This is a genomic window from Micromonospora sp. LOL_021, from assembly GCF_048060215.1.
Classification (GTDB): Bacteria; Actinomycetota; Actinomycetes; order Mycobacteriales; family Micromonosporaceae; genus Micromonospora_E.
This window is the reverse complement of record NZ_JBHMIN010000064.1, coordinates 1-19,352: the sequence shown is the minus strand read 5'-3', so window position 1 is coordinate 19,352 and position 19,352 is coordinate 1. Positions and strand designations below refer to the sequence as shown.

22 protein-coding genes are annotated in these 19,352 nt (G+C 66.1%); 16 read left to right on the top strand and 6 right to left on the bottom strand.

The window, feature by feature from the left end; all coding sequences use genetic code 11:
• Positions 1-76 precede the first annotated feature (76 nt).
• Both ACFHWT_RS27950 and ACFHWT_RS27945 read left to right on the top strand, forming a co-directional pair.
• Positions 77-574, top strand: a complete 498-nt coding sequence (locus ACFHWT_RS27950; protein ID WP_416597659.1) for a hypothetical protein — start codon at positions 77-79, stop codon at positions 572-574.
• Positions 564-1,172: a hypothetical protein gene (locus ACFHWT_RS27945; RefSeq protein WP_416568732.1), complete on the top strand. Its 609-nt coding sequence runs from the start codon at positions 564-566 to the stop codon at positions 1,170-1,172. Before ACFHWT_RS27950 ends, ACFHWT_RS27945 begins: the two co-directional genes overlap by 11 nt.
• A 3-nt stretch (positions 1,173-1,175) precedes the next feature.
• Here ACFHWT_RS27945 and ACFHWT_RS27940 read toward each other — a convergent pair whose 3' ends face one another.
• From ACFHWT_RS27940 to ACFHWT_RS27925, 4 genes are all read right to left on the bottom strand, one after another.
• Positions 1,176-1,583: a nucleotide triphosphate diphosphatase NUDT15 gene (locus tag ACFHWT_RS27940; protein WP_416568733.1), complete on the bottom strand. Its 408-nt coding sequence runs from the start codon at positions 1,581-1,583 to the stop codon at positions 1,176-1,178.
• Positions 1,584-1,636: 53 nt separating this feature from the next.
• The gene (locus tag ACFHWT_RS27935; protein WP_416597658.1) at positions 1,637-3,439 is read right to left on the bottom strand and encodes a hypothetical protein; all 1,803 of its coding nucleotides are present in this window, start codon (positions 3,437-3,439) and stop codon (positions 1,637-1,639) included.
• A complete protein-coding gene (locus tag ACFHWT_RS27930; protein WP_416597657.1) occupies positions 3,436-3,852 on the bottom strand; it encodes a DivIVA domain-containing protein in 417 nt (138 codons plus the stop codon). The genes ACFHWT_RS27935 and ACFHWT_RS27930 overlap by 4 nt, the downstream gene beginning before the upstream one ends.
• A gap of 87 nt (positions 3,853-3,939) precedes the next feature.
• A complete protein-coding gene (locus ACFHWT_RS27925) occupies positions 3,940-4,200 on the bottom strand; it encodes a hypothetical protein (RefSeq protein WP_416568736.1) in 261 nt (86 codons plus the stop codon).
• A 401-nt stretch (positions 4,201-4,601) separates the two neighbouring features.
• Here ACFHWT_RS27925 and ACFHWT_RS27920 point away from each other — a divergent pair, with 401 nt between their 5' ends.
• The 9 genes from ACFHWT_RS27920 to ACFHWT_RS27880 all read left to right on the top strand — a co-directional run bounded on the left by ACFHWT_RS27920 (position 4,602) and on the right by ACFHWT_RS27880 (position 8,698).
• Positions 4,602-5,474 (top strand): helix-turn-helix domain-containing protein, encoded by an 873-nt coding sequence (locus ACFHWT_RS27920; RefSeq protein WP_416597656.1) that lies wholly within the window; start codon positions 4,602-4,604, stop codon positions 5,472-5,474.
• Entirely contained in the window at positions 5,471-5,674 is a 204-nt protein-coding gene (locus ACFHWT_RS27915; protein ID WP_416597655.1) for a DUF397 domain-containing protein, read from the top strand. The genes ACFHWT_RS27920 and ACFHWT_RS27915 overlap by 4 nt, the downstream gene beginning before the upstream one ends.
• Before the next feature lie 11 nt (positions 5,675-5,685).
• Positions 5,686-5,841, top strand: coding sequence for a hypothetical protein (locus tag ACFHWT_RS27910; protein WP_416551943.1), 156 nt, complete (start codon positions 5,686-5,688; stop codon positions 5,839-5,841).
• Positions 5,838-6,095 (top strand): hypothetical protein, encoded by a 258-nt coding sequence (locus ACFHWT_RS27905; protein ID WP_416551944.1) that lies wholly within the window; start codon positions 5,838-5,840, stop codon positions 6,093-6,095. Before ACFHWT_RS27910 ends, ACFHWT_RS27905 begins: the two co-directional genes overlap by 4 nt.
• 141 nt (positions 6,096-6,236) lie before the next feature.
• The gene (locus ACFHWT_RS27900) at positions 6,237-6,500 is read left to right on the top strand and encodes a hypothetical protein (protein ID WP_281567143.1); all 264 of its coding nucleotides are present in this window, start codon (positions 6,237-6,239) and stop codon (positions 6,498-6,500) included.
• A 5-nt stretch (positions 6,501-6,505) separates the two neighbouring features.
• On the top strand, positions 6,506-6,766 hold the full coding sequence (locus tag ACFHWT_RS27895; protein WP_416551945.1) for a hypothetical protein: 261 nt from the start codon (positions 6,506-6,508) through the stop codon (positions 6,764-6,766).
• Positions 6,763-7,416, top strand: a complete 654-nt coding sequence (locus ACFHWT_RS27890; protein WP_416597654.1) for a hypothetical protein — start codon at positions 6,763-6,765, stop codon at positions 7,414-7,416. The genes ACFHWT_RS27895 and ACFHWT_RS27890 overlap by 4 nt, the downstream gene beginning before the upstream one ends.
• Positions 7,409-7,864: a hypothetical protein gene (locus tag ACFHWT_RS27885; protein ID WP_416551947.1), complete on the top strand. Its 456-nt coding sequence runs from the start codon at positions 7,409-7,411 to the stop codon at positions 7,862-7,864. Before ACFHWT_RS27890 ends, ACFHWT_RS27885 begins: the two co-directional genes overlap by 8 nt.
• Positions 7,865-7,903: 39 nt before the next feature.
• Complete coding sequence (locus ACFHWT_RS27880; protein ID WP_416597653.1) at positions 7,904-8,698, top strand: hypothetical protein; 795 nt, start codon at positions 7,904-7,906, stop codon at positions 8,696-8,698.
• A gap of 12 nt (positions 8,699-8,710) precedes the next feature.
• On the opposite strand, the gene pglX is transcribed toward ACFHWT_RS27880, so the two are convergent.
• Entirely contained in the window at positions 8,711-11,140 is a 2,430-nt protein-coding gene (pglX, locus tag ACFHWT_RS27875) for a BREX-2 system adenine-specific DNA-methyltransferase PglX (RefSeq protein WP_416597652.1), read from the bottom strand.
• Positions 11,094-15,326 carry a BREX system serine/threonine kinase PglW gene (gene pglW, locus ACFHWT_RS27870; protein WP_416597651.1) on the bottom strand — a complete coding sequence of 1,411 codons (4,233 nt, stop codon included), beginning with the start codon at positions 15,324-15,326 and terminating at the stop codon, positions 11,094-11,096. The genes pglX and pglW overlap by 47 nt, the downstream gene beginning before the upstream one ends.
• A gap of 306 nt (positions 15,327-15,632) precedes the next feature.
• Here pglW and ACFHWT_RS27865 point away from each other — a divergent pair, with 306 nt between their 5' ends.
• The 5 genes from ACFHWT_RS27865 (at position 15,633) to ACFHWT_RS27845 (ending at position 19,294) form a co-directional block, all read left to right on the top strand.
• Positions 15,633-16,424, top strand: a complete 792-nt coding sequence (locus ACFHWT_RS27865; protein ID WP_416597650.1) for a hypothetical protein — start codon at positions 15,633-15,635, stop codon at positions 16,422-16,424.
• 34 nt (positions 16,425-16,458) lie between these two features.
• On the top strand, positions 16,459-16,938 hold the full coding sequence (locus tag ACFHWT_RS27860) for a barstar family protein (RefSeq protein ID WP_416597649.1): 480 nt from the start codon (positions 16,459-16,461) through the stop codon (positions 16,936-16,938).
• A gap of 31 nt (positions 16,939-16,969) precedes the next feature.
• Positions 16,970-17,311, top strand: coding sequence for a hypothetical protein (locus ACFHWT_RS27855; protein WP_416597648.1), 342 nt, complete (start codon positions 16,970-16,972; stop codon positions 17,309-17,311).
• An 86-nt stretch (positions 17,312-17,397) separates the two neighbouring features.
• Positions 17,398-18,474: a DUF6183 family protein gene (locus ACFHWT_RS27850; RefSeq protein ID WP_416597647.1), complete on the top strand. Its 1,077-nt coding sequence runs from the start codon at positions 17,398-17,400 to the stop codon at positions 18,472-18,474.
• Between the two features lie 58 nt (positions 18,475-18,532).
• Positions 18,533-19,294 carry a CPCC family cysteine-rich protein gene (locus tag ACFHWT_RS27845; protein ID WP_416597646.1) on the top strand — a complete coding sequence of 254 codons (762 nt, stop codon included), beginning with the start codon at positions 18,533-18,535 and terminating at the stop codon, positions 19,292-19,294.
• Positions 19,295-19,352 lie beyond the last annotated feature (58 nt).

The window sequence follows — 19,352 nt, the reverse complement described above, 5'->3', positions numbered from 1 at the left end:
GCGAAGAAGAGCCCAACAGCCCAGCTTGCCCGATTAGCTGTTTTTGCACGTCAAACTCAACAACACGAAAGCTCTTATGATCCTCAGTCATGCGGGAGAGCAACAAAGAGATCATGATGAGGTCAGCGAACACCCACAGAAGCAGATAGACGACCTCGAAAAAGAGAAACTACGGCTGCAAATCGATCGAGCAAACCTGCGAACTGAACGGACCGAGCAGGCACTCAAGCAGCTGAGGGAAGATAGCAGAAAGGGCCACAAGTTCCAGATTATTCAAGGGATTGTCGACGGCACGCGGTGGATCGCGGTCATCGCCGTAGCATGGATTCCACTTCAAGCGGTGCAGCCTATCGCCGCCGCCTTTGCCGGCGAGACAACAGCCGTCAATGCCGACATAAGAGTAAGCATAGCAGTTGCCTACTCCGTTGCATCCACCACCATCCTTGGCGTGACAGCAAATCAGAGTCGCCTGAGGAAGAAGAAAATCAAGCAACAGAGAGAGCGCCTTGACAAACTAGAGAAGGAGCTGGAGAGCGCGAATAGCCGACAGAAAGAGGAAGAGAATGCACATTGACTCGCTGGCATTCTTCATAATGCTGATCTCTGCAGCCCTGTCACCATTCCTGCTAATTTATCAGCTTACCCGCCTAGCGCACAGCCAATTTCGCAACGAGCTGTGGCTAATTCGAGACGGACTAGTCGACGACCTACGAACCGGGAGGATTCAACGCAGCCCCGCCGCAGAGCGCCTTCTCAAACTAGTGAAGACCCATATCAGCGTCGCCGGGCGACACACTTTGACCGATGCGCTGATCGCACTCGCCATCTTCAAACCTTCCAACAGCACCCCGATTGCGGACCAGATCCTAGGCGACGTGCCACCACGCGACCGTCCGATACTAGCCGAGTATCTACGGCGGCTGCAGGACGCGAGCCTGAGACACATCAGCCGCGCTTCTGCGGCCAGTTGGCTGATGGCGGTGTCCTTCAAAGCGCTCCGCCGAGCCGCGCGCACCTCCGGCAAACGGGAACGGGCCGAGAAGCACAGCATGCAGACGATCCGCGAGGATCTGGATCACGTCGAGGTACAGCTCATGCCACGGCTGATGCCATCACGGAGCGCCCGGAAAAGCAGAAGAAACCGGTCGGAGATGCCGACCCTCGTCGGCTGATTGTCACGGCAGCAGCTGCGCCAGGTCGTGCTGGTCGAGCAGGTTCCGCATGGGGAGGAAGAGTGGATCAGGCATCGTGGGCGGGGCGGTCCAGCGGAGGTCGACGAACTTGTCCGGCTCGCGGACCTGTGGACTGCCCCGTAGGTGGTCACTGATCATCCAGATCGTCACGTAGTGCCGGGCGGCGTCGAACACGTCGTTGGTTACCGCTCCGAAGCGTACGTTGGTGATCTCGACGCCGGTCTCCTCCTCGACCTCCCGCCGCGCGGTCTGCTCGAAGCTCTCCCCGTGTTCGAGGTGGCCGCCGGGCAGCGACCAGGTGCCGGCCCCGTGGGCACCTTTGCGGAAGCCCATCAGGAAGCGACCTTCGCTGAGCACGAATGCCGCCACACCGACCCTGGGTTGCTGCACGCCCACCACCTAAACGCCCAGCAACCCGAGCCGTCAACATCGTCAGGCAGAGGCTACCTCGGGTGGTCTGTGGTGCGGGTGTGGGTGCCGTCGGGGTGGAGGCGGACAGTGACAGGTTCGCCGGGCCGGGTGGCGGCGTGGCGGCGTACCTGGGTGATGCAGGTTGTGGTGTCGGGGAGGGTGCCGGCCGCTGCGGGCTGTTGCGGCACGGGGATCGGCGTGGTCGGGTCGGTGGGGATGGTGGCGCGCAGTGCGCCGTGTAGATAGCGGTAGCACAGCGCGACGGCTTCGGGCAGGGCGGCGCTGGTGGGCACGGGGTCGACGGCCAAGCGTGTGGCCGGGTCGACGACCCGGACCGACCAGGAGTGACCTTGGGACAGTTCGGGTCGGCCGGTGGTGTTGCGGTGGTCGATGACGGTGACGTCGAGGGCGAGGCCGAGGCCGCGAACCAGGGCGGCGAGTTCGTCGAGGGTGGGGCCGGGCCAACCGGTGGCGAGGACCATGACGCGGGCGCCGTCGTAGGTGGCGCCGACTTCACCGAGGTACGCGTCGAGTGGGTCGCCACCGGTGTGGGGGACCTGGCTGACGCCGTTGCGCAGGTGCTGGTCGATGACGTGTTCGCCGTCGATGTCGGTCAGGTCGGTCGGCTCGACGCCGAACTGCGCCGCGAGCGAGCCGATCTGGTAGTGCTCGTCGAGCTGCCACACGGTGGTGCCGGACGGTCGGTCGGTGAGCACCAGGGTGGGCGGTTGCGGGCCGACGGCGGCTTCCGGGTCGCCGGTCGGTTCGCTGTCGGGTCGCCAGTTGCGGTGCACGGTCCGGCCACGCAGGTCGGTGACGGTGAGCACCGCGCCGCGTCGCACCTGGCGGGTGCCGTAGCAGTCCAGGCAGTACGGCGGGTCGGGCCGGTCGGCGCACCGCGTGCAGGGGTGGGCGGGGATCGGCTCGCCCCAGTGTTTCGGTGCCGGCGGTTCCCAGCCGCGCACAAATGTGCCGGCGGTGTCGGCGGGCCGCAGGCTGGTGTGCCACCAGTGCCGGTTACGCCAGATGGCCTGCGCCCCACCGTGCTGCTCGGCATCGGCTGTCATGCGTCGTTCGACCTGGTCGAGGTCGTGGCCGCCGGGGTGCCCGTCCAACCCGACCGGCACCACACGCCCGGTGAGGGCGGCGTCGGTGAGGTAGTGGGCGGGCAGCTGCGGGTTGGCGACGGTCAGGCCGGTCACCGCCCGTTCGGCGGGGATGGTGGCGAGCGCGGTCGGCAGGTCGGCGATCCACCGGTGCTGGTAGTCGGGCACCGCACCGCCGGCATGCTCGAACCGGACGTCCCAGCTCAGCCCACGCCCGATGGAGCTGGGCCGGACTTCGAGGACCAGGTCGACGTGCAACTGGTCGGCGAGCGCGCACAGCCGGCCGAGCAGCCGGGCCGGGTCACCCGGTGGCGGCGGCTCGGTGCTGCGGCCGATCAGGACCAGCCACGGCGACACCAGCCGGTTGGTGAGCGCGACGGCTTCCCACCGCAGCCGGTCGCGTTGCGGAACGGTGGGCTGCCACTGCCGGGGCAGCGTCAACCCGGACGACGGCAGCCGGCCCGGTTCGTCGGGGAAGTCCGGGTCACGCAGCGTCGCCTCGACAACGCCCGCGCGGGCAGCGAGGTCGGCGACGATCGGCGCGTACGGCAACCACCACGTCCCACCCGGCGTCGGCAACGGCGTAAACGAGCCCGGAACGAGGCTGGTCGAGGCCACCTGCCCGGTGTCGAGGTTCGCCACGGTGAACACCCGTTGCGCCCGCCGCCGGTCCGCGCCGACCCCGACGATGTGCGGCGAGCCGGCCGGCACCTTGTTGACGCCGTTCACGCCGCCACCCCCGCCCCGAACCGGTGGGTCTGCTCGAACTGCTGCGACTGCCAGTCCCGCAACGCCTGCTTGAGCCGAGCGTTCTCCTCCTGGGTGGAGCCAAGTTCGGCGCGCAGCGCGGTCAACTCGTCGGCGACCAGATGCAGAAACGCCCGCACCTCGACCGGGTCGCAGCCACGCCGAACCCGGTCGCCGAACGAACGGTCGCGGACCAGGCCAGGGCTGATCGACGGCCGCACCGCCCGCCCGTACAAGTGACCGGCAGCGTTCGGGGCGGGCCGCACCGACGGACGCGGCCCGGCCGCGGCGTCGGTCGGCCGCCGGTTGTTGTGGCGGGCGATCTCAGCGAGCAACCGCCGGTTACGCCGACTCCGCACCGGAGCCCGGCGGAACAGGTCAAAGAACCTACGCACAGCAGGAACCACCTTTCACACAGTCGAAAAACCTTCAGAGGTACGGATAGAGCGCGCGGTTACGTCGCAGTTGTGCCGCCGCCCGGGTCAGCGGTGGGGCCGGCGCGGGCGCGGTGCCCAGCGGAGACCGTCGCGCTGGACGAAGATCTCCCGACGTTCACGCGCTTCACCGTCGGCTGCCAACACGTAGCCGGCCAACCAGACCCAGCCCTCGTACGTCAGCTTTTGGTCTACTGTCGTCACCCGGAACCGGAAACCCCGCCCGGCCGCGAACTGCACACTCGCCCGACCGTCGATGATCAACTCGTCACCGGGGCGGGGATCGGCCGGGGACCGGTCGGCCGGCACGCTACCGATCAGCGGCGGGCAGCGTCGTCCGACCGCAGTCGGGACACCACCGCGACTTGATCTTGAAACTGAACAACCCCACGAAGAACCCGAGCAGGATTCCGGAAACCAGGGCACCAAGCGCCACCATGATCAACCCTTCTGATTGGGCTGGGGATGACCGGGCGAGCCGTTACCTCAGCCTGCCCGATCACCTGGGACTTCAGCGAAACGCAGCGGGAAACGATCATGAACTCGCCGCTCCCCGCTACCCGGTAGCCGGCTAGTTGATCAACCGTCCACCTTCGATGCACCGCCTACGTTGGCACCAATAATGTGATCTTGCAACTCATCACTTCACAAAAATTTGCCGCCCGATGGGTACTCGTCAAACAGTGCTCGCATGGTGCACACTGTCCGCTGTGGCAGGAATCCAGACCATCCAGCGCCGTCGACTCGCAACGGAGCTCCGCGCACTTCGCGAAGCCGCCGATCTGACACTCGACCAGGTCATTCAGAAGGTGAAGATCGGCAAGTCGACGCTGTCTCGCGTCGAGAATGCCCAGGTCTCGGTGACGACTCGGAACGTCATGAAGTTGCTGCGCCTCTACGGCGCTCCCGCCGAGAAGGCCGCAGAGATCCTCCAGCTCGCTGGCGAGGCCCGTCAGCACAGCTGGTGGCTTGACTACTCGAAGACCTTGCCTGACTGGTTCGCCGAGTACGTGGCCTTCGAGAACGAGGCGACCCAGCACCGCATCTACGACGTCCAGCTCGTCAACGGTCTACTCCAGACTGCGGACTACGCTCGCACCATCATCAGCGCCGAGTTCCCGGACGCTCCGCCAGAGAAGATCGAGGACCGAATCGACGTCCGCGCCACGCGCCAGCGGATCATGGATCGCCCCGATCCGCCCCGGATGTGGTTCGTCCTCGACGAAGCAGTCCTACATCGGCCGATCGGTGGCCCACAGGTGATGGCAGCCCAGCTGGAGCACCTGATCACCATGGCGCAGCGGCCGGCGATCACCATCCAGGTGCTGCCGTTTCGCCAGGGCGCGCACATGGGCATGGGCGTGCCCTTCACGCTGCTCGACTTCAGCGACCATCCGACCGTGGTTTACCAGGAAAACCTGAGCGGTGCCGCAGTCCTCGACAAGGACTACCATGTAGAGACGCACGGGCTGGCGTTCGACCACCTCCGCGCGACCGCGCTCTCACCCGCCGACTCGCTTGCCTTCCTGCGGATGAGGGCCGAGGCGATGCTGGAGCAGGGAGCAAGGGAGAGCACCGAATGACCACCACCCCTCGTAGCCTGGATCTGGCAATCTGGCGCAAGAGTTCCCGCAGCAACGGGCAGGGTCAGTGCGTCGAGGTAGCCACCAACGTCCCCGTCACAGTCCTCGTACGCGACAGCAAAGACCCCGCTGGCCCGGCACTCACCTTCTCCCCCGCCGGCTGGACGTCCTTCCTCTCCACCCTCACCGACACCAACTGACCGAACAGCAGGTGGAACCAAGCGTCACCGCCGAGCAGCTTGCCGAGGCCCTACCCGCCAAGCTGCTCCGCGCGCACCGGGTTCAGGTCTTCGACCGCAAGGGCGAGATCCCCTGGCTCGCAAGCGGCGACACCGCGAGCGGCCGTCGTTACTCGCCAATGTCGTGAACGTTGACACCCTGGAAGCGCTCGCAGCGGCGCTACATCTGCAGCCCGAGTCTGGGCTCATGGACTGGATGTCCTGGCCCGATTGCTGGCTTAAGATCACCGACAGCGACGGCTCCGATCTGATCACGCTAGGCGTGATCGCGCCTGACTGGCTGCGCTGGGATCCGTACGGCGACCTCCAGCTGCACCACCCCGAGCTGCTGGCCGGCTGGCTACAGCACCACGGCGGCCAACGGCTGACGGACAGCCAGTAGCTCTCAGCGCGAGTGACGACTATCCGTCACTCAGGGTCGCACTCCCGCAACCGGTCGACTATGGTCGGACGATCGAAACGTGAACCATCCACGAGGAGCGTTCGCAGCCGTCCACGCCAGTCAGGACTTGGGGAGGCACTGATGGCGAGTATTCAAGAGGTGAAGGCCGGCTTGGCCCAGGCCGCCGAGCACGGCAACGCGACGCAGCAACAGATCGCCGCTGCGGTGAACGCGTTGGACAACATGCTCTCGCAGCTCCGCGCGGTCGCAGCAGGCACCGGGCACCCCTTGATCGGCGAAGCCATCGCCCGCTGCGAGCAGACCAAGACTCAGCTGGAGTCATCCGTCGGCCTCGTCCGAGCCGCCGGGGAAGCCACTCAGCGGTACGCCGGTATCCTCGGGTAGCAGCAGTGAGCGTTGACGAAGTCAAGGGCCGTCTGCGCGAGGGGACCGAGACATTGGAGTCGGCGGCGACGACCATCGGGGCCGTACGGGAGACCGTCCGGAGCTGTCATCTCGCTGCCATCGCAGTTCTCCAGGACAGCCAACACGATCACGTCACGGCCGCCCTCACCCTGCTCCGCGAGGCCGACACCGAAGGTGAGCTGGTTCAGCGCCGGGTCCGAAACAGCAGCGACAGCGCTGGCAAGTACATGAAGGCCCTCGGGTGAGCAGCAGCGTCGGCGACGTTATCGGACAACTGCGGCAGATCCTCAGAGATCTTGACGGTGCTGCGGTCGAGGCCAGCAACGCAGAGCAGGCAGCGGCCGAAGGACTCAAGCACTACGAGACCGCGACGGCGGGCGCCGACAACAGGCATGTCGATGCGATGCTGAGTGAAGCTGGCGAAGCCGCCGCGAAGTCCGGCAAGGTCGCCCGGCTGATCGCCAAGGCAGCCGCCGAGATCGCGAGCTACGCCGACCACATAGCCCCCGGCTCGATCCCGAGCCGGGGTTCCAGTACCGGGGGGATGCCAACTGGCGAGAGCCTCGCAGTGCCCCAGTACAGCAAGGCACCCAAGGCGATCAAAGCTCTCGCCCGGATCGGGCAGGTCAGAGCCGCTGACGACGGACTTCAACACATCAAGAAGGCTGTGGACTGGTTCCACGATGCAGCGAACCCACCCGGAGGAACTACGGTCAGCAGGCCTCCGGACTTCGCCTTCGAGCCGGCGCATCAACCGAGCGGAACAGCAGGCGAAGCGCTTTTGGCCGCACTGACTCTCGCTGTCCTCGGCGCAAAGGGATCAGAGATCGCTTCCGGAATCCGCAAGCGAGCAAAGAACCGAAAGTCAATCCATAAGGATGATACTGATGGATGAAGAAACGAAGTTCGTTCGCACTATCCTGATTCAGGACTGGGAAGCATACGATTCTTTCGTCCGACAGTTTGAAGAGCAGGGTAAGGGCACGCCCGTGGCCATCATCGGGTACGCCTTCTTCGTCGCGGTTCAGCGACGATTCGGCCAAAGTCTCGACCCGGGCGAGGTCATGAGGTTCGTCGCCGACGCTCGGGCCAACCTCACCGAGGGGCACAAACTACCAGCGAAAGAGGCTGAAGCTCTCATCTTCGCCATGCTCGGCATGGATATCGCGGGCGCCGAAGAAACAGTAGACAAGCTTGACATCGGCGAAATGGCAGAAATCCAGGCCCAACTGCTGTTCAGGCTCATCGAGGACGCACAGTTGAGCGAGGAACAGCTTGACGCCTTCCTCCTGGAAGCCGAAGGGCTGCTCCACGAGGCTCACCCCGAGCAACGCAAAGCTTGATCTGCACATACGACGCACACAATCAAAAGAAAGCATTAGATGGACAGTCAAGAATACGACGAATACAAGGCCACCATTCGAGTACCAAAAGGCGCGCACCTCTCTTCGTCACGAAAGACCGCCGGCGCCCACCGTGGTTTTGCGCATGACCCTGAAGCAAAGACACTGAGACATGCCGAAATTTTCCTAAAGGACGAAAGTCTAGAAGAATCGATTGAGTACTACTCACCGCCGCCCTTCACCTACATCGACTACGATCTCACACCAAACTCCAAGGAAGAGGACCTCCCGGACGCCAGAGCGGTACTCGGCTTTCTAGTCCTGCTTGCAGCCATCAAGGCTACGGAGAAGGCTGCGCCACACGTCAGGCGATGGTGGATCAATAGGGCAAGTCCGACCATCAGGTCGGCGTGGGAAAGACTTGCAAAATCCCGCAAGGCTGACGGCGATGCCGTGGACACCGCTCCAAACTTCCCACAGGCGGCGATCGCCTCGTCGGACGAGAATCAAATCAGCATGAGCAGCGTCGAGGCCATGGAACGCTTTGTCGCAGCCCTGACCGCCAGGCTGTTGAGCGAGGATGCGAAGCGGTTCAGTGAAGAGCAGATCGAGGTCCTACGCAATGCCAGGATCGAGAATCTTGAACTGCCCGACTCAAGCGGAATGCTTACACCCGAGGAGGTGCGAGACGGCATCAAGCTGATGCTTGAACAGAACCCGTCCTTGCTCGATGACGTCAGAAAACTCGTTGGTGAGGGGCGAGCCGACGTCAGGCAGGCTGCGCTGCCAGACAAAGTTATCAAGGTTGCACAACCGCCAGGCGTATCGGGTTGAACCTGTCGGGTCCTACTCGGGGAGGCCGCGGAGCAGGGACAGGGCGGTGCGGTCGGAGCTGAGGGTGGACAGCTCGGTGTCGATGAAGTCGGTGTAGAACTGTGCCGGCGAGCCGGGATAGCCGGGGCGTTCGGCGGCGTACCACTGGTGTAGCCACGGCTCCAGCTCCAGCAGGCCGGCGAGCAGCGGCAGCAGGCGGTGCGCCTCCCACGCCTCCTGACTGCGCCGATTCACGTACACCGTGGCCAGCGCCTGCGCCTGCGCCAGGTGGTCCCAGCCGGCCCAGCCGAGCAGCAGACTGGAGTCGGTGTCGCGGCCCATTTCCGGGTACGAGATAAAGCGCTCCTTTGGCACGTCGAGCTTGCCCCGCGCCTTCGCGTACGACGGCCGGACGAAGTCCGCCGAGGTGTACTTCGGCGGCACGTCGATCTCGACCATCTCCCCGGCGTCCTCGCGCCGCTGCTTCTCCCAGGTCTGCTCCCACAACACCCGCTTACGCAGCCCGGACGGCTTGTAGCGCTGCTTCGGCAGGAACGGCACATGCTCGGTGGCGACCAGCTTGTCGAGCGCGACGACCAGGCTCATGCCCTCGTACTCCGGCAGCAGCGCCAACACCTGCTGGAAGTCGGCGTCGCCGGCCACCCGGTCGGCGAGCTGCGCCACCGACAGCGGCTCCGGCGTGCCGCCCCACAACTCCGGGGCCTCCAGCCGCTCCAACAGCCAGTCCCGCAGCGCCGCCGCCTGCATCTTGTCCCAGCCGTCAGTGGCCCAGCGCCGCTTGCACTCCGGACGCTCGATCAGCTGAAGGTGCCGGTTGCCGGCCATGGCAGCGATCCGTCGTTCGACCAGGTCGCGGTAATCCGCCGGCCAGTCGGGGTTCGGCTTGTCCACCGGTACGGAGTCGTGCCGCACGAACCAGGCCGTCTCCACCTTCTGCTGCACCATCGTGATCTCGAACGCCCGCTCACCAAGGCTCAGCCCTGGCGGGTCCGGATGGGTCAGATCCTCATCCATCAGCCCGTAGAGCCGGTAGACCTCCCAGTCCAGCTCCTCCTGAAGCGCGATCATCCGCGCCCGGACCAGGTCGTACTCGACTCTCGCCTGCGCCAGCCGCTCCACAGTCGGCACCCCCGACCCGGCCACCGCCGCTGGAGTCAACTCCCCCAACCGCTGCGCCAACGTATCCAGCTCACGCGCCCGCTCCAACGGATACTCCGCCGGCAACGGCAGTTGCTCGACGTTCGTCGCGTTGAAGGCGAACCGCTCCATCCAATCTTCGGGCTGGATTCCCCTTCCCACGCCACTGCCACCCTTTGGAAAACAGGTCTGCTTCAACCAGAAACCTGCGGTAGAGCTATTGAGCACACCAAGCAATTCCAGATGACGATCCTCCGCAGCCCCCAAGGGCAACTTGATCACGGGAGCCGTCTGCTTGAAGACCTTTCCACCTCGATCCAGAACGAAATTGTTATGCGTCGCCACCTCGGCAAACGCAATCGACAACGGCACCTGGTAGCGCTTTACGAAGAACATAGAATACTCGAACCACTCCAACCCTCGTTCGAGCTGAGTCAGGCCATAAGCGCTTCGTTGCACGAGGACCGGCTTGGTAGGCCAGAGCAGCCGCATAACCGCTTCATCGCACTCAGCCTTCAAGCTTTCGATGCTGTAAGGCCATACAGATTCCACAGGCGCCTCAATCACCCAATCGCGAGTCACCTCACCCTCCACCAATGCGCGACGATGGGCGGCAACACCTCGTCTGCGCATCGGCATCCGATGCTGACGGGCCACCCGCTCCCGGTACGGCCCCAGGTATCGGATCAGACCTGGGCGCACCTGGCGGAACAGGTCGTCCAGGTCCGGCAGTTGCCCGGCGGCAGGCAGCAGGCCCGCGAAACGCACCTGCCTCGTCCGGGTCGGCTCGCCACTGATGCGGATGTCGTACTCGTCGAGCCCGTCGACCGAAGGCTCAGGAAGCGTCGACAGCTCGACGCCGTCGATGTCCGAGGTATCCGGCATCGGGGCGGTGAATCGGCTCGACACCAACTCAACGGTGCCGACCGGGTCGGCGCTGTCATCTGTGTCGACCCGAAGCGCCGCCACTACCGCGTTGCGTAGTCTGGCTGAATACTCCAGATCCACCCGCAGTGTGAACGGCAGCGGACCGTCGACGGTCACGCCCAACGTCAGCGGCCGCACATCGAGCTGATCGAAGTAGAGCTCGCGCACGTCATCGGCCGCGTCCGGGCCCAGCCGTTCCAAATCCAGTGGGGACGGTGAGGTGGTGTCGAAGCCGGTGGCGATCACCAGCGGTGCACGGGTCAGAGCGCTCTTGCCGGAGTTGTTCTTGCCGAGCACCACCGTGATCGGTGCCAGCTCGATCTCCTGCCGGTTACGGAACCCTCGGTAGTTCTCCAGAAGCAGCCGTCGGATGGGCATGGTGGATAGTCCTACCAGATCTGGCGTTCAGCCATTGCCCCGGAATCCACAGCGACTGACTCGCCGGTGACGTCAACGGCAACTGGTAACCGTCCAACATGGCCGGCTCCGGTTTGCGGGCCGGCACCAGCAGCAGTCGCGCCGCCGGCCGGGGCCGGGTCAGATCCGCCAACTCCGCCAACAGCTCCACCTGGCCGTACCGGGCCAGCGGCGCCGCCTCGGTCAACAGCACCGGCGCGTCCGTGGCCAGCGCCGCCCGAATCGCCGGCACCACCTCGTGCCGGACCAGATCCACCAGGCTGCGGAAGTTCGCGTCAGTGGCCGAACCGGAATCCGCCGCCACCAGCGCCTGCCACGGGTAGCCGAGCGCCCGCAGCCGATCCAGCAGGATCCCCGTCACGTCCACCTCGGTCAGCCCGAGCCGGGCCAGCAGCTCCCGCCGGGCGGCGGCCAGCTCCCGCAACGGGGTCAGCACCGCCAGGAACGCCCGCCGGTCGATCGCCCCGGCCAGCTTCGCCGTCACCTCGTCGGCCTGCCACAGCGGCGCGGCGAACCCGCCCGTGACCGTGGCACCCCTGGTGCCGCTGAACACCGACGGCAGCGGCGGCGGGGCGTACACCCGCTGCTCAGAATCCCATTCGATCCCGGCGACGGTGCGGACCAGCGTGTCGAGCTGCGGCCGGCCCGGCAGCTGCTGCGCGCGTGGGAAACGGGCCCGGACCCGGCCGATGATCTCGTCCTCCCGTAGCCGCTGCCCGGCGATGCTGCCAGCGGCCAACCGCAACGCCCGCTCGGCCGGCATGTCCACCGGGTAGAGCTGGCCCTGCCCGTTGACGTCGGCCCGGCCGTTACTGCCGGCCGCCGCCAACTGCAGCAGCCGCAGCTCCGGCACCACCGGCATCGTCGGCGGCGGCGTGACCGCGGCCAGCTCCGCCACCGCCCGCTGCCGGGTCGGCAGCGGATCGGACTCCACCAACTCGGTTGCCCGGCCGCCGAGCGCCACCACGTACGACAGCAGGTCGGCGGCGGTGGTCGTCGCCGCCGGATCCACCGGTTCCCGGCCCACCAGCACCGTCGACGAGGCACGGAACCGCTGGATCGCCAACCGGGCGTCCCCGCCGGTGGCCAGCTCCGTCTCCACCGCCGCCCGGACCAGGCCGACCGCCTGGGCGGTGCGTTTCGGCTCCGACGTGAACGAGCCGTGCGTGGCGATCAGCGCGTCGGCCAGCTCCGCGGCCGACATCACCGCACCCCGGCTCTCCACCAGGGCGACGATCTCGTCGCGTACCGCCGACACGAGCTCGTTGCCCGACCAGACCTGCACCTGCTTGCGCAACAGGGTCGAAATCTGCGGCTGGGTCTGGCCGGTTCGGCGCGCCACCTCCCCCTGGGTCGGCCAGTGCAGCCACGTGTCGTCGCCCGGTGCCGGCTCCTGGCCCAGCAGCACCGCCAACGTCGTCCGACGCTTGCTCGTGCGGCCCGTCTCCGCCGGCAGCAGCGCGGCGCAGAGCGTCTCCATGCCCCGCGTCGCCACCCCGGCTGTCTGCTGGCCGTCGCCGCCCTGTTCCGCCCCGTCGGCCGCACCAACACGGTCGGGTGGGTCGGCCGCCAGCAGCGGGCGCAGCGACCGGGCGTACGACAGGATCTCCTTGCGGGTCGCGTCCGGCACGCCCTGCGCGGTGACCAACCTGGACGGTTTGGCCTGGAGCAGATCCCGCACGGTGACCAACCCGAGCCGGCGCACCGCCGAACGGGCCCGCTCCGTCAGCGGCGACTGCTCCAACACGGTGTCCAGGCTCGCCACCGACACCGCCGCCGGCGACGCCAGCCCGCCGCCGGCCACCGGCACCTTACGGAAAATGTCCCGCCAGGCGTCGAGCATCTCCTCGGCCGTGTCGAACCGGTCGGCCGTCTCCCGGGCCAACGCCCGGCCGAAGAAGTCGACCAGCCGGTCCGCGACCGCCGGCTCGAACATCGCCGGATCCAGGGTCACCTCGTCGCTGACCGCCGCCGGATTGGCCCCGCCCCACTCCGGCAGCGACCCCGTCGCCATCTCGAACAACGTCACCGCGGCGGCGAACCGCTCCGCCGCCCGGTCGTAGCGCAGCCGCTTCGGTGGGCCGAGGAACGGATCCAGGTAGCCGGCGGTGCCGGCGGTCAGCTGGTCCGTTGGGGTCGCGGAGAGCGAAAAGTCGAAAACGCACAGATGCGGCCGCCGGTCCTTGGAATTCAGCGGTCGGGCAGCAAGGTTCGCCGGCTTCAGATCCCGGTGCCAGATCCCCACCTCGTCGAGGTAGACGACGATCTCCAGCAGGTCCCGGCCGTACCGCTCCAGCAGGTCCAGCGTCAGCCGGCCGCCCTGCAGCTCCTCGGCGAGGGTCCGCTCCCCCGCGCTCTCCATCAGCAGTGCCGTCCGGCCACCGACCGTGATCGGCCCCTGCACCAACGCGGCCACCCGCCGGTCCCGCAGCTTGCCCAGCGTCTCCGCCTCCACCTCCAGTCGGGCGGCGTGCTGCTCGTCGCGGGCCACCTTCAACACCAGCCGCCGGCCGTCCTTGCCGTCGACCGCCGGTTCGCTGACCAGCAGTGCCAACGCCGTCGAACCGGCACCCAGGCGGCTCAGCACGGTGTAGCCGATGTCGAGCACGTCGCCCTTGCGGGCGACGAGCGGATCGACCACCGGCTCCGGCTCCGGTGCCGTCAGCTCATCCCACACCCGCTCCAGGCGAGACCGGAACGCGGCGACACTCGCCGACCGGCGCGTCGGATCCCCCCGGGTCGCGTCGTAAACCGCGTCGACCAACGCCGCCGGCATCCCGTCGACCGCCGCCGCCAGGTTCACCCCACTGTCGCGTACGGCCGTCGCCAGCTCCTCGGCGCTGCCCGCCGGCGGCTGACCGGCGAAGATCCGGTAGCCGACCGCGCCGAGCGCGAAAACGTCCAACTGGTGGCCGGGCGGACGACCCGGCATCGCCGCCTCCGGCGCCTGGTAGCGCCGCACCTCGTCGTCGTGCAGCAACGTCAGACTGCCCGGGTCCGTCGACGAACCACCGGTACGGGTCAACCGGGTGTCCGCCAACCGGCCACCGGTCTGCCAGTTCGTCACCACCAGCTGCGGACGCGACGACTCCGGATCGCAGACGTACACCGCGCCCGGATGCAGCGCCCGGTGCGCCAGCCGACGCGAATGCGCGTAGTCGACGATCTCCGCCAGGTCGCCGAGCAGGTGCAGCCGCTGCGCCAACGTCAGCCGGTCACCCCGCTCCACCAGATACTGGTCCAGGCGTACCCACTGCTGCTGATGGTCGAAGATCAGCGCCGGGCCCAGCGGATGATCGACCAGGTCGTGCGCCTGGGCGATCCCCGGATGGTGGATGCCCTGCAGCAGCCGGAACTCCCGCTCGGCGGCGGCCCGGATCGCCGGGATCTCCTCCTCCGGCGCCCGGCTGGTCAGATAGAACCGCACCCGGCGCAGCAGCGCGGTGTCCATCACATGCCCGGCGATGAAATCCTGCCAGCCGACGCCCTCAGCGAACGGACGCGGATGCAGCAGCAGCTGCCCCACCTTGCGGTCCGCCACCGACGGGCGGATCTTCGCCCCCTTGACCAGGGCCACGATCTCCTGCCCCCGAACCTCGTCGATCAGATGCGCCGGATTACGCGGCGGGGCCGTCAACATCTCCCGCAGACTCGGCAGACCCGACTCGGACGCATCGTGCAGGCCGTACACGTGCTGGCGGCCGATCGCATCCAGCTGCGACCGCAACGACCGGGCGTGCAGGAACACCGCCGCCCCGATGAACGGCGTACGGGCATGTTTGCGCTGCTGGCGGGCGTAGTGGTCGATCAGGCTCGCCAGCCGCTTCGCCTTACGGTTGGCCAGGATCGTCGGATTGTCCCGCGGGATCAGCCGCGACGTCTTCGTCGCCCGGTGCACCCACTGGCTGCCGTCGCCGTGCAGCTCACCCTGCCAGTGCTTGAGCTCCACGACGTACAGCCCGCTGGGGGTGAGCACCAGCGCGTCGACCTCGTTGATCGAGCCGTCGGACGCGACGAACTCGATGTTGGCCCAGACGTGGTACGGGTCGACATCCGGCAGGTACGAGGCCAGCTCCCGCAGGCCCTCCCGCTCCCACTCGTACCCACTGGGGTTGATCTGCTCCCACCTCGGCGAGTCCTGGCGCACCGACCGACGGTAGCAACGATCCGCCCGTACGCCGATCGCCCGCCCGGCCGTGCCGTCGCGACTTCGCAGCAACCAGACAGGCTGTTCCGGTTGCCTACCCAGCCCGCTTTGGCTGAGGCTGACCAATCTCACGAAGTCGAGCTGCCCAACTGATGGTGCCGGGGTTCGTCAGGCAAGGATGCCTCCGTTACCCACTACGTCGACCGGCAGCATACAGTGAACGGCATGCCGCGTAGTGAGTCAGGTAGCCCACATCTGTATTCCACCACAGGACTTCGGTGGACAGCTCCGCCAAATTGGACCGAGATGCCACCGGGATGGACACCTACCGCAGATTGGCACCCAAATCCCGATTGGGGGCCGCCGCCGCCAGGTTGGGCGTTCCTCAGGCTGAGCGACTGCGCCGCAGACGCAAACCTACCACTCGCGTACCGCGACGCACCAATAGACGAGAAATTCAGAATTTACATCGACAACCCAAATCACCCTGCCAAGTCATTCGTAGAATACCTCGGGAGCATTCGCGACATCATTGAAACCACCTTCAGAGTCAGCAACGAAGCGGCGCGCGCCGGCAGGATCTACCGCGAGATCGCACTGAGGTCGTTGATCGACGCAACAGAGATAATCGAACGGTCCCTACGCACGGAGACCCCTACGCCGTTCGTATTTTTCGCCTGCGTTCAGGGCGCAATGAGCGCCATCAAGATGTTCTCCGCAGCAGTCGACCTGGCCCTTGGCAACCCCCCGCAAAGGGATAGCCATACAACAATCAACTCTGACACCAAGTCGGCAAACGATTCCCCACTCTCTGCAATGGCCGACCTGGAGAAGGATGCCAGCGACCAGTTCCAAATCGTGTTCGACTCCACAGCCAAGCGCGTGATTGCCGTTCTCCGGGAAGCCCTACACGAATCCCAGTTCGGGGGACGACGGGGGGCTGCAGCCAGGAAGGCTCTTGAGAATTCCGGCGAGGCAAAGCGACTTATCGAACAGGTCGGCAGTGGGAGAATAGAGCTCAGCGAGGGATTGCGGATCATTGACAAACTGGAGAGCATCGGCCGCCGAGTCGCCGCCGCAGTCGGCACCCGATTTTGATCGGGCAACTCCTGCGCTGGCTCACCGACAGCGGATGGCGGAGGAAGCGTGGCACAGCTCCAGCGATCCGATCGTGGTCTGCTCGCGTGGCTCCCTGGTGGAGTTGGCCGCAGTGCTTCCGGCGTCCGGCAGATTCGTGGTGGCCCGCCTTGACGGCATGAGGTTCACGGATGCCAACCAGGTCTTTTACGACTTCTCGGATGCCCTATTCTTTCCCCGCTACTTCGGCTGGAACTGGGACGCGCTGTCCGACTGTCTGAGAGATCTGCACTGGCTACCGGCGGACGGCTACCTGGTGATCGTCGACAACGCGCACCAGCTGCTGCCGGACAGCGCCCCGGACCAGCGCACACTCTTCCGCATCCTCGCCCAGGCAGTTCGCCATTGGTCCGGCGCGGGCGGCCCACCGGAGGGGACGGTCGTCCCATTCACCGTGCTGCTGCTCTGTGACCACGACGACGAGGCAGTACACCTGCGGCAGGCCGTCGACCAGGCACTTCACGAGACGCGCTGACGACCCCGGCGGTAGGCCATGATTGGCGTCCATGGGCACCGGCGATCCGTACATTACCATCACCGAGCCGACGTTCGTGGCACGGTTTCTGCTCGATCCAGGAACGGACATCGTGGACGCTGTGACCTCTGTCGACGCGTTCGTCGACCTTCCCGACGGCTCCACCTGGTCGTTGACGATCTTCACCGTCGACGAGGTCGGCCGCCTGTTGGCGCGGTGGAAGAATACCGGAGAGGTTGCGAACGGCAGCTACTTCTGGGCAGTTGACCAGCTCATCGTGCCGGAGCCCGGCATACCAGCGATGACCGCGGCGATCCGGGAGCTGGTGCGCAGCGGAGACATCACCAGTGCTGGCTCCCGATGCAAGGTCTAGCTAAGACCGCCAGCTCATGGTGCGTTCGCTGGTGCCGATCGAGGCCAGGTCGATGCGAGGAGTGAACACTGGCTAGGGTTCTCTGCGTGGATGACGATCCCCGAAGCATCGTGGCTGGCCTCGCCGAGTCGGGCGACGTAACGGGGGTTAAGGAGTTCGCCGAGAAGCATCTCCAGGCCGGCGACGCACGCTTCGTCGCGGATCTCGGCATCGCGATGTGGCGCAGGTTCGGAGGCGATACGACGGCACCGTGGCAGTACCGCAGCGTGTTCAATCGGACGCTGCGGCTGCTGACTCTGACGCCGGGGGTGACCGACCAGGCCGTTCGGTTGATCTCCGTCGTGCAGGACCGTCGCCAGGTCCGGTACGCCGCGTCGCTGCTCGCTTCGGCCCATACCGTCACCGATCTGGGCGTCGTGTTCGATGCAGGCAGATCGGAGGAGCTGCGGGCCTGTCTGCTGCAGGAGCTGGTATTGCGCGGAGCTAAGGTGCATCACCGGTGGGCCGAATCGCCGCACTGGCGCCATCATCCGCTCGGCTGGCTACCGCTGTCGTTGACTCCGATCGAAGGACGCCCCAGCCTTCCCGAGTACCACATCGACGGTGGCAGCCATGAGCTACCAGACATGGCAGCGAAACCTGTTCAGGGGCACGGCCCTGTTCCTCGTTGGCGGGAGACGACCACGTCCGGCGAGGCGGTCCCGCTGAGCGCAGCGGTCGACAACTGGGCCGAGGGATCCAACGGCCGTATCGAGGCACGGACTTTCGCGTTCGACGACGACCTCCCGCCGGACGCCGTCGGCGATGCGCTGGTGAGCGTCGGCCTGGAATGCGCCCAGGGCATGACAACCGGGCTCGGCGCATGCTCGGCGCTGCAGGCGTGGCAGCAGTTGTTCTCGGCAGCGTCGACCGGCGGCGCGTACAACCGCGGCGCGTATGGAGCGTACGGACGGTTGCTGGCGTGGCGGTCGGTTGCGGCGCTGGTCGGCGCTCCGCATGGCGCACCGGTCGGTGACGTCGAGGCGCTGGCGCATCGCTGTTCGTGGTATTCGTTCGCCGGCTCCACCGCATGGTTCGACCGCATTGCCTGGGATATCGGTCTGGCAGTGGTGTCACCGGACCGGCGAGGGCTGGCGGTCCTGGCTGCCAGCGACACCGACTGATCCAGCTACCCGAGGCAACCTTTCAGGTAGCGACAGAGGCACCTGTCACACTTGATGTATGGACCTCGTGTACCCATGTGTGTGTTGCGGCTACCAGACGATGACCGAACCACCAGGATCTCACGATATTTGTCCAATATGCCATTGGGAAGACGATGTCTACCAGTTGCGCCGGCCCTACCGAGCGCGAGGCGCGAACATATTATCGCTGATCGAGGCGCAACGGGATTTTTACCTGAAGGGACCTGGCAGCGAAGGCGAATCGAATGAGCGGTGGGCCGACCCCGCTGATTACGGCCGAGAACCACACTGGCGGAAGATCGACCTCCAGCGGGACCACTTCGAGCCAGGCAGTCGCGCCCTCGGAGGGTGGCCGGAGGATCGGACCGTCCTGTACTGGTGGCGCCGGCGCCGAGGCCAGACATGGTGGGAGGATCCGCAGGCCATCGAGCCCCAAGAACATCCAACGGAAGCAGCCGATCCGACCGCGTTCGCCGCAGCGGTCCGCGCAGTCGCATCTGTAGCACCTCCCGCCGATCCGGACAATCTCTCGGGAATGTCGACCGACTTCGACCACTACTTGCTCCGATGTCCTTCGATCCGAGAGGTGGCCGTAAACACGACACCCGAATCTGCCCAGCAGATCACGGCCTTCTGTCTCGCCGAACCAGCAGCATCACCTATGCGTGTCGCCCTGGAGGTCGAGCAGATCTGGCTCAGCGACCTGAGATATTCGTACTGGGAAGTGCACCGACTGGAAATTCTGGCCACCTACGTCAATCTCGAAGTTGCCACCCAAATCGACGAGGACGGTTACTGAGCTGATCTCAGCGACTTGCCGTCAGGTATTTGTATTCGAAGTGGGTCAGGTGGAGTGC

Coding starts and splice junctions, on each gene's coding strand:
- ACFHWT_RS27885 (WP_416551947.1), top strand. CDS start 7,409: ATGGATGAAGAAACGAAGTTCGTTCGCACTATCCTGATTCAGGACTGG.
- ACFHWT_RS27855 (WP_416597648.1), top strand. CDS start 16,970: ATGGGCACCGGCGATCCGTACATTACCATCACCGAGCCGACGTTCGTG.
- pglX (WP_416597652.1), bottom strand. CDS start 11,140: ATGCCCATCCGACGGCTGCTTCTGGAGAACTACCGAGGGTTCCGTAAC.
- ACFHWT_RS27915 (WP_416597655.1), top strand. CDS start 5,471: ATGACCACCACCCCTCGTAGCCTGGATCTGGCAATCTGGCGCAAGAGT.
- ACFHWT_RS27950 (WP_416597659.1), top strand. CDS start 77: ATGATCCTCAGTCATGCGGGAGAGCAACAAAGAGATCATGATGAGGTC.
- ACFHWT_RS27900 (WP_281567143.1), top strand. CDS start 6,237: ATGGCGAGTATTCAAGAGGTGAAGGCCGGCTTGGCCCAGGCCGCCGAG.
- ACFHWT_RS27860 (WP_416597649.1), top strand. CDS start 16,459: ATGGCGGAGGAAGCGTGGCACAGCTCCAGCGATCCGATCGTGGTCTGC.
- ACFHWT_RS27880 (WP_416597653.1), top strand. CDS start 7,904: ATGGACAGTCAAGAATACGACGAATACAAGGCCACCATTCGAGTACCA.
- ACFHWT_RS27945 (WP_416568732.1), top strand. CDS start 564: ATGCACATTGACTCGCTGGCATTCTTCATAATGCTGATCTCTGCAGCC.
- ACFHWT_RS27845 (WP_416597646.1), top strand. CDS start 18,533: ATGGACCTCGTGTACCCATGTGTGTGTTGCGGCTACCAGACGATGACC.
- ACFHWT_RS27865 (WP_416597650.1), top strand. CDS start 15,633: ATGCCACCGGGATGGACACCTACCGCAGATTGGCACCCAAATCCCGAT.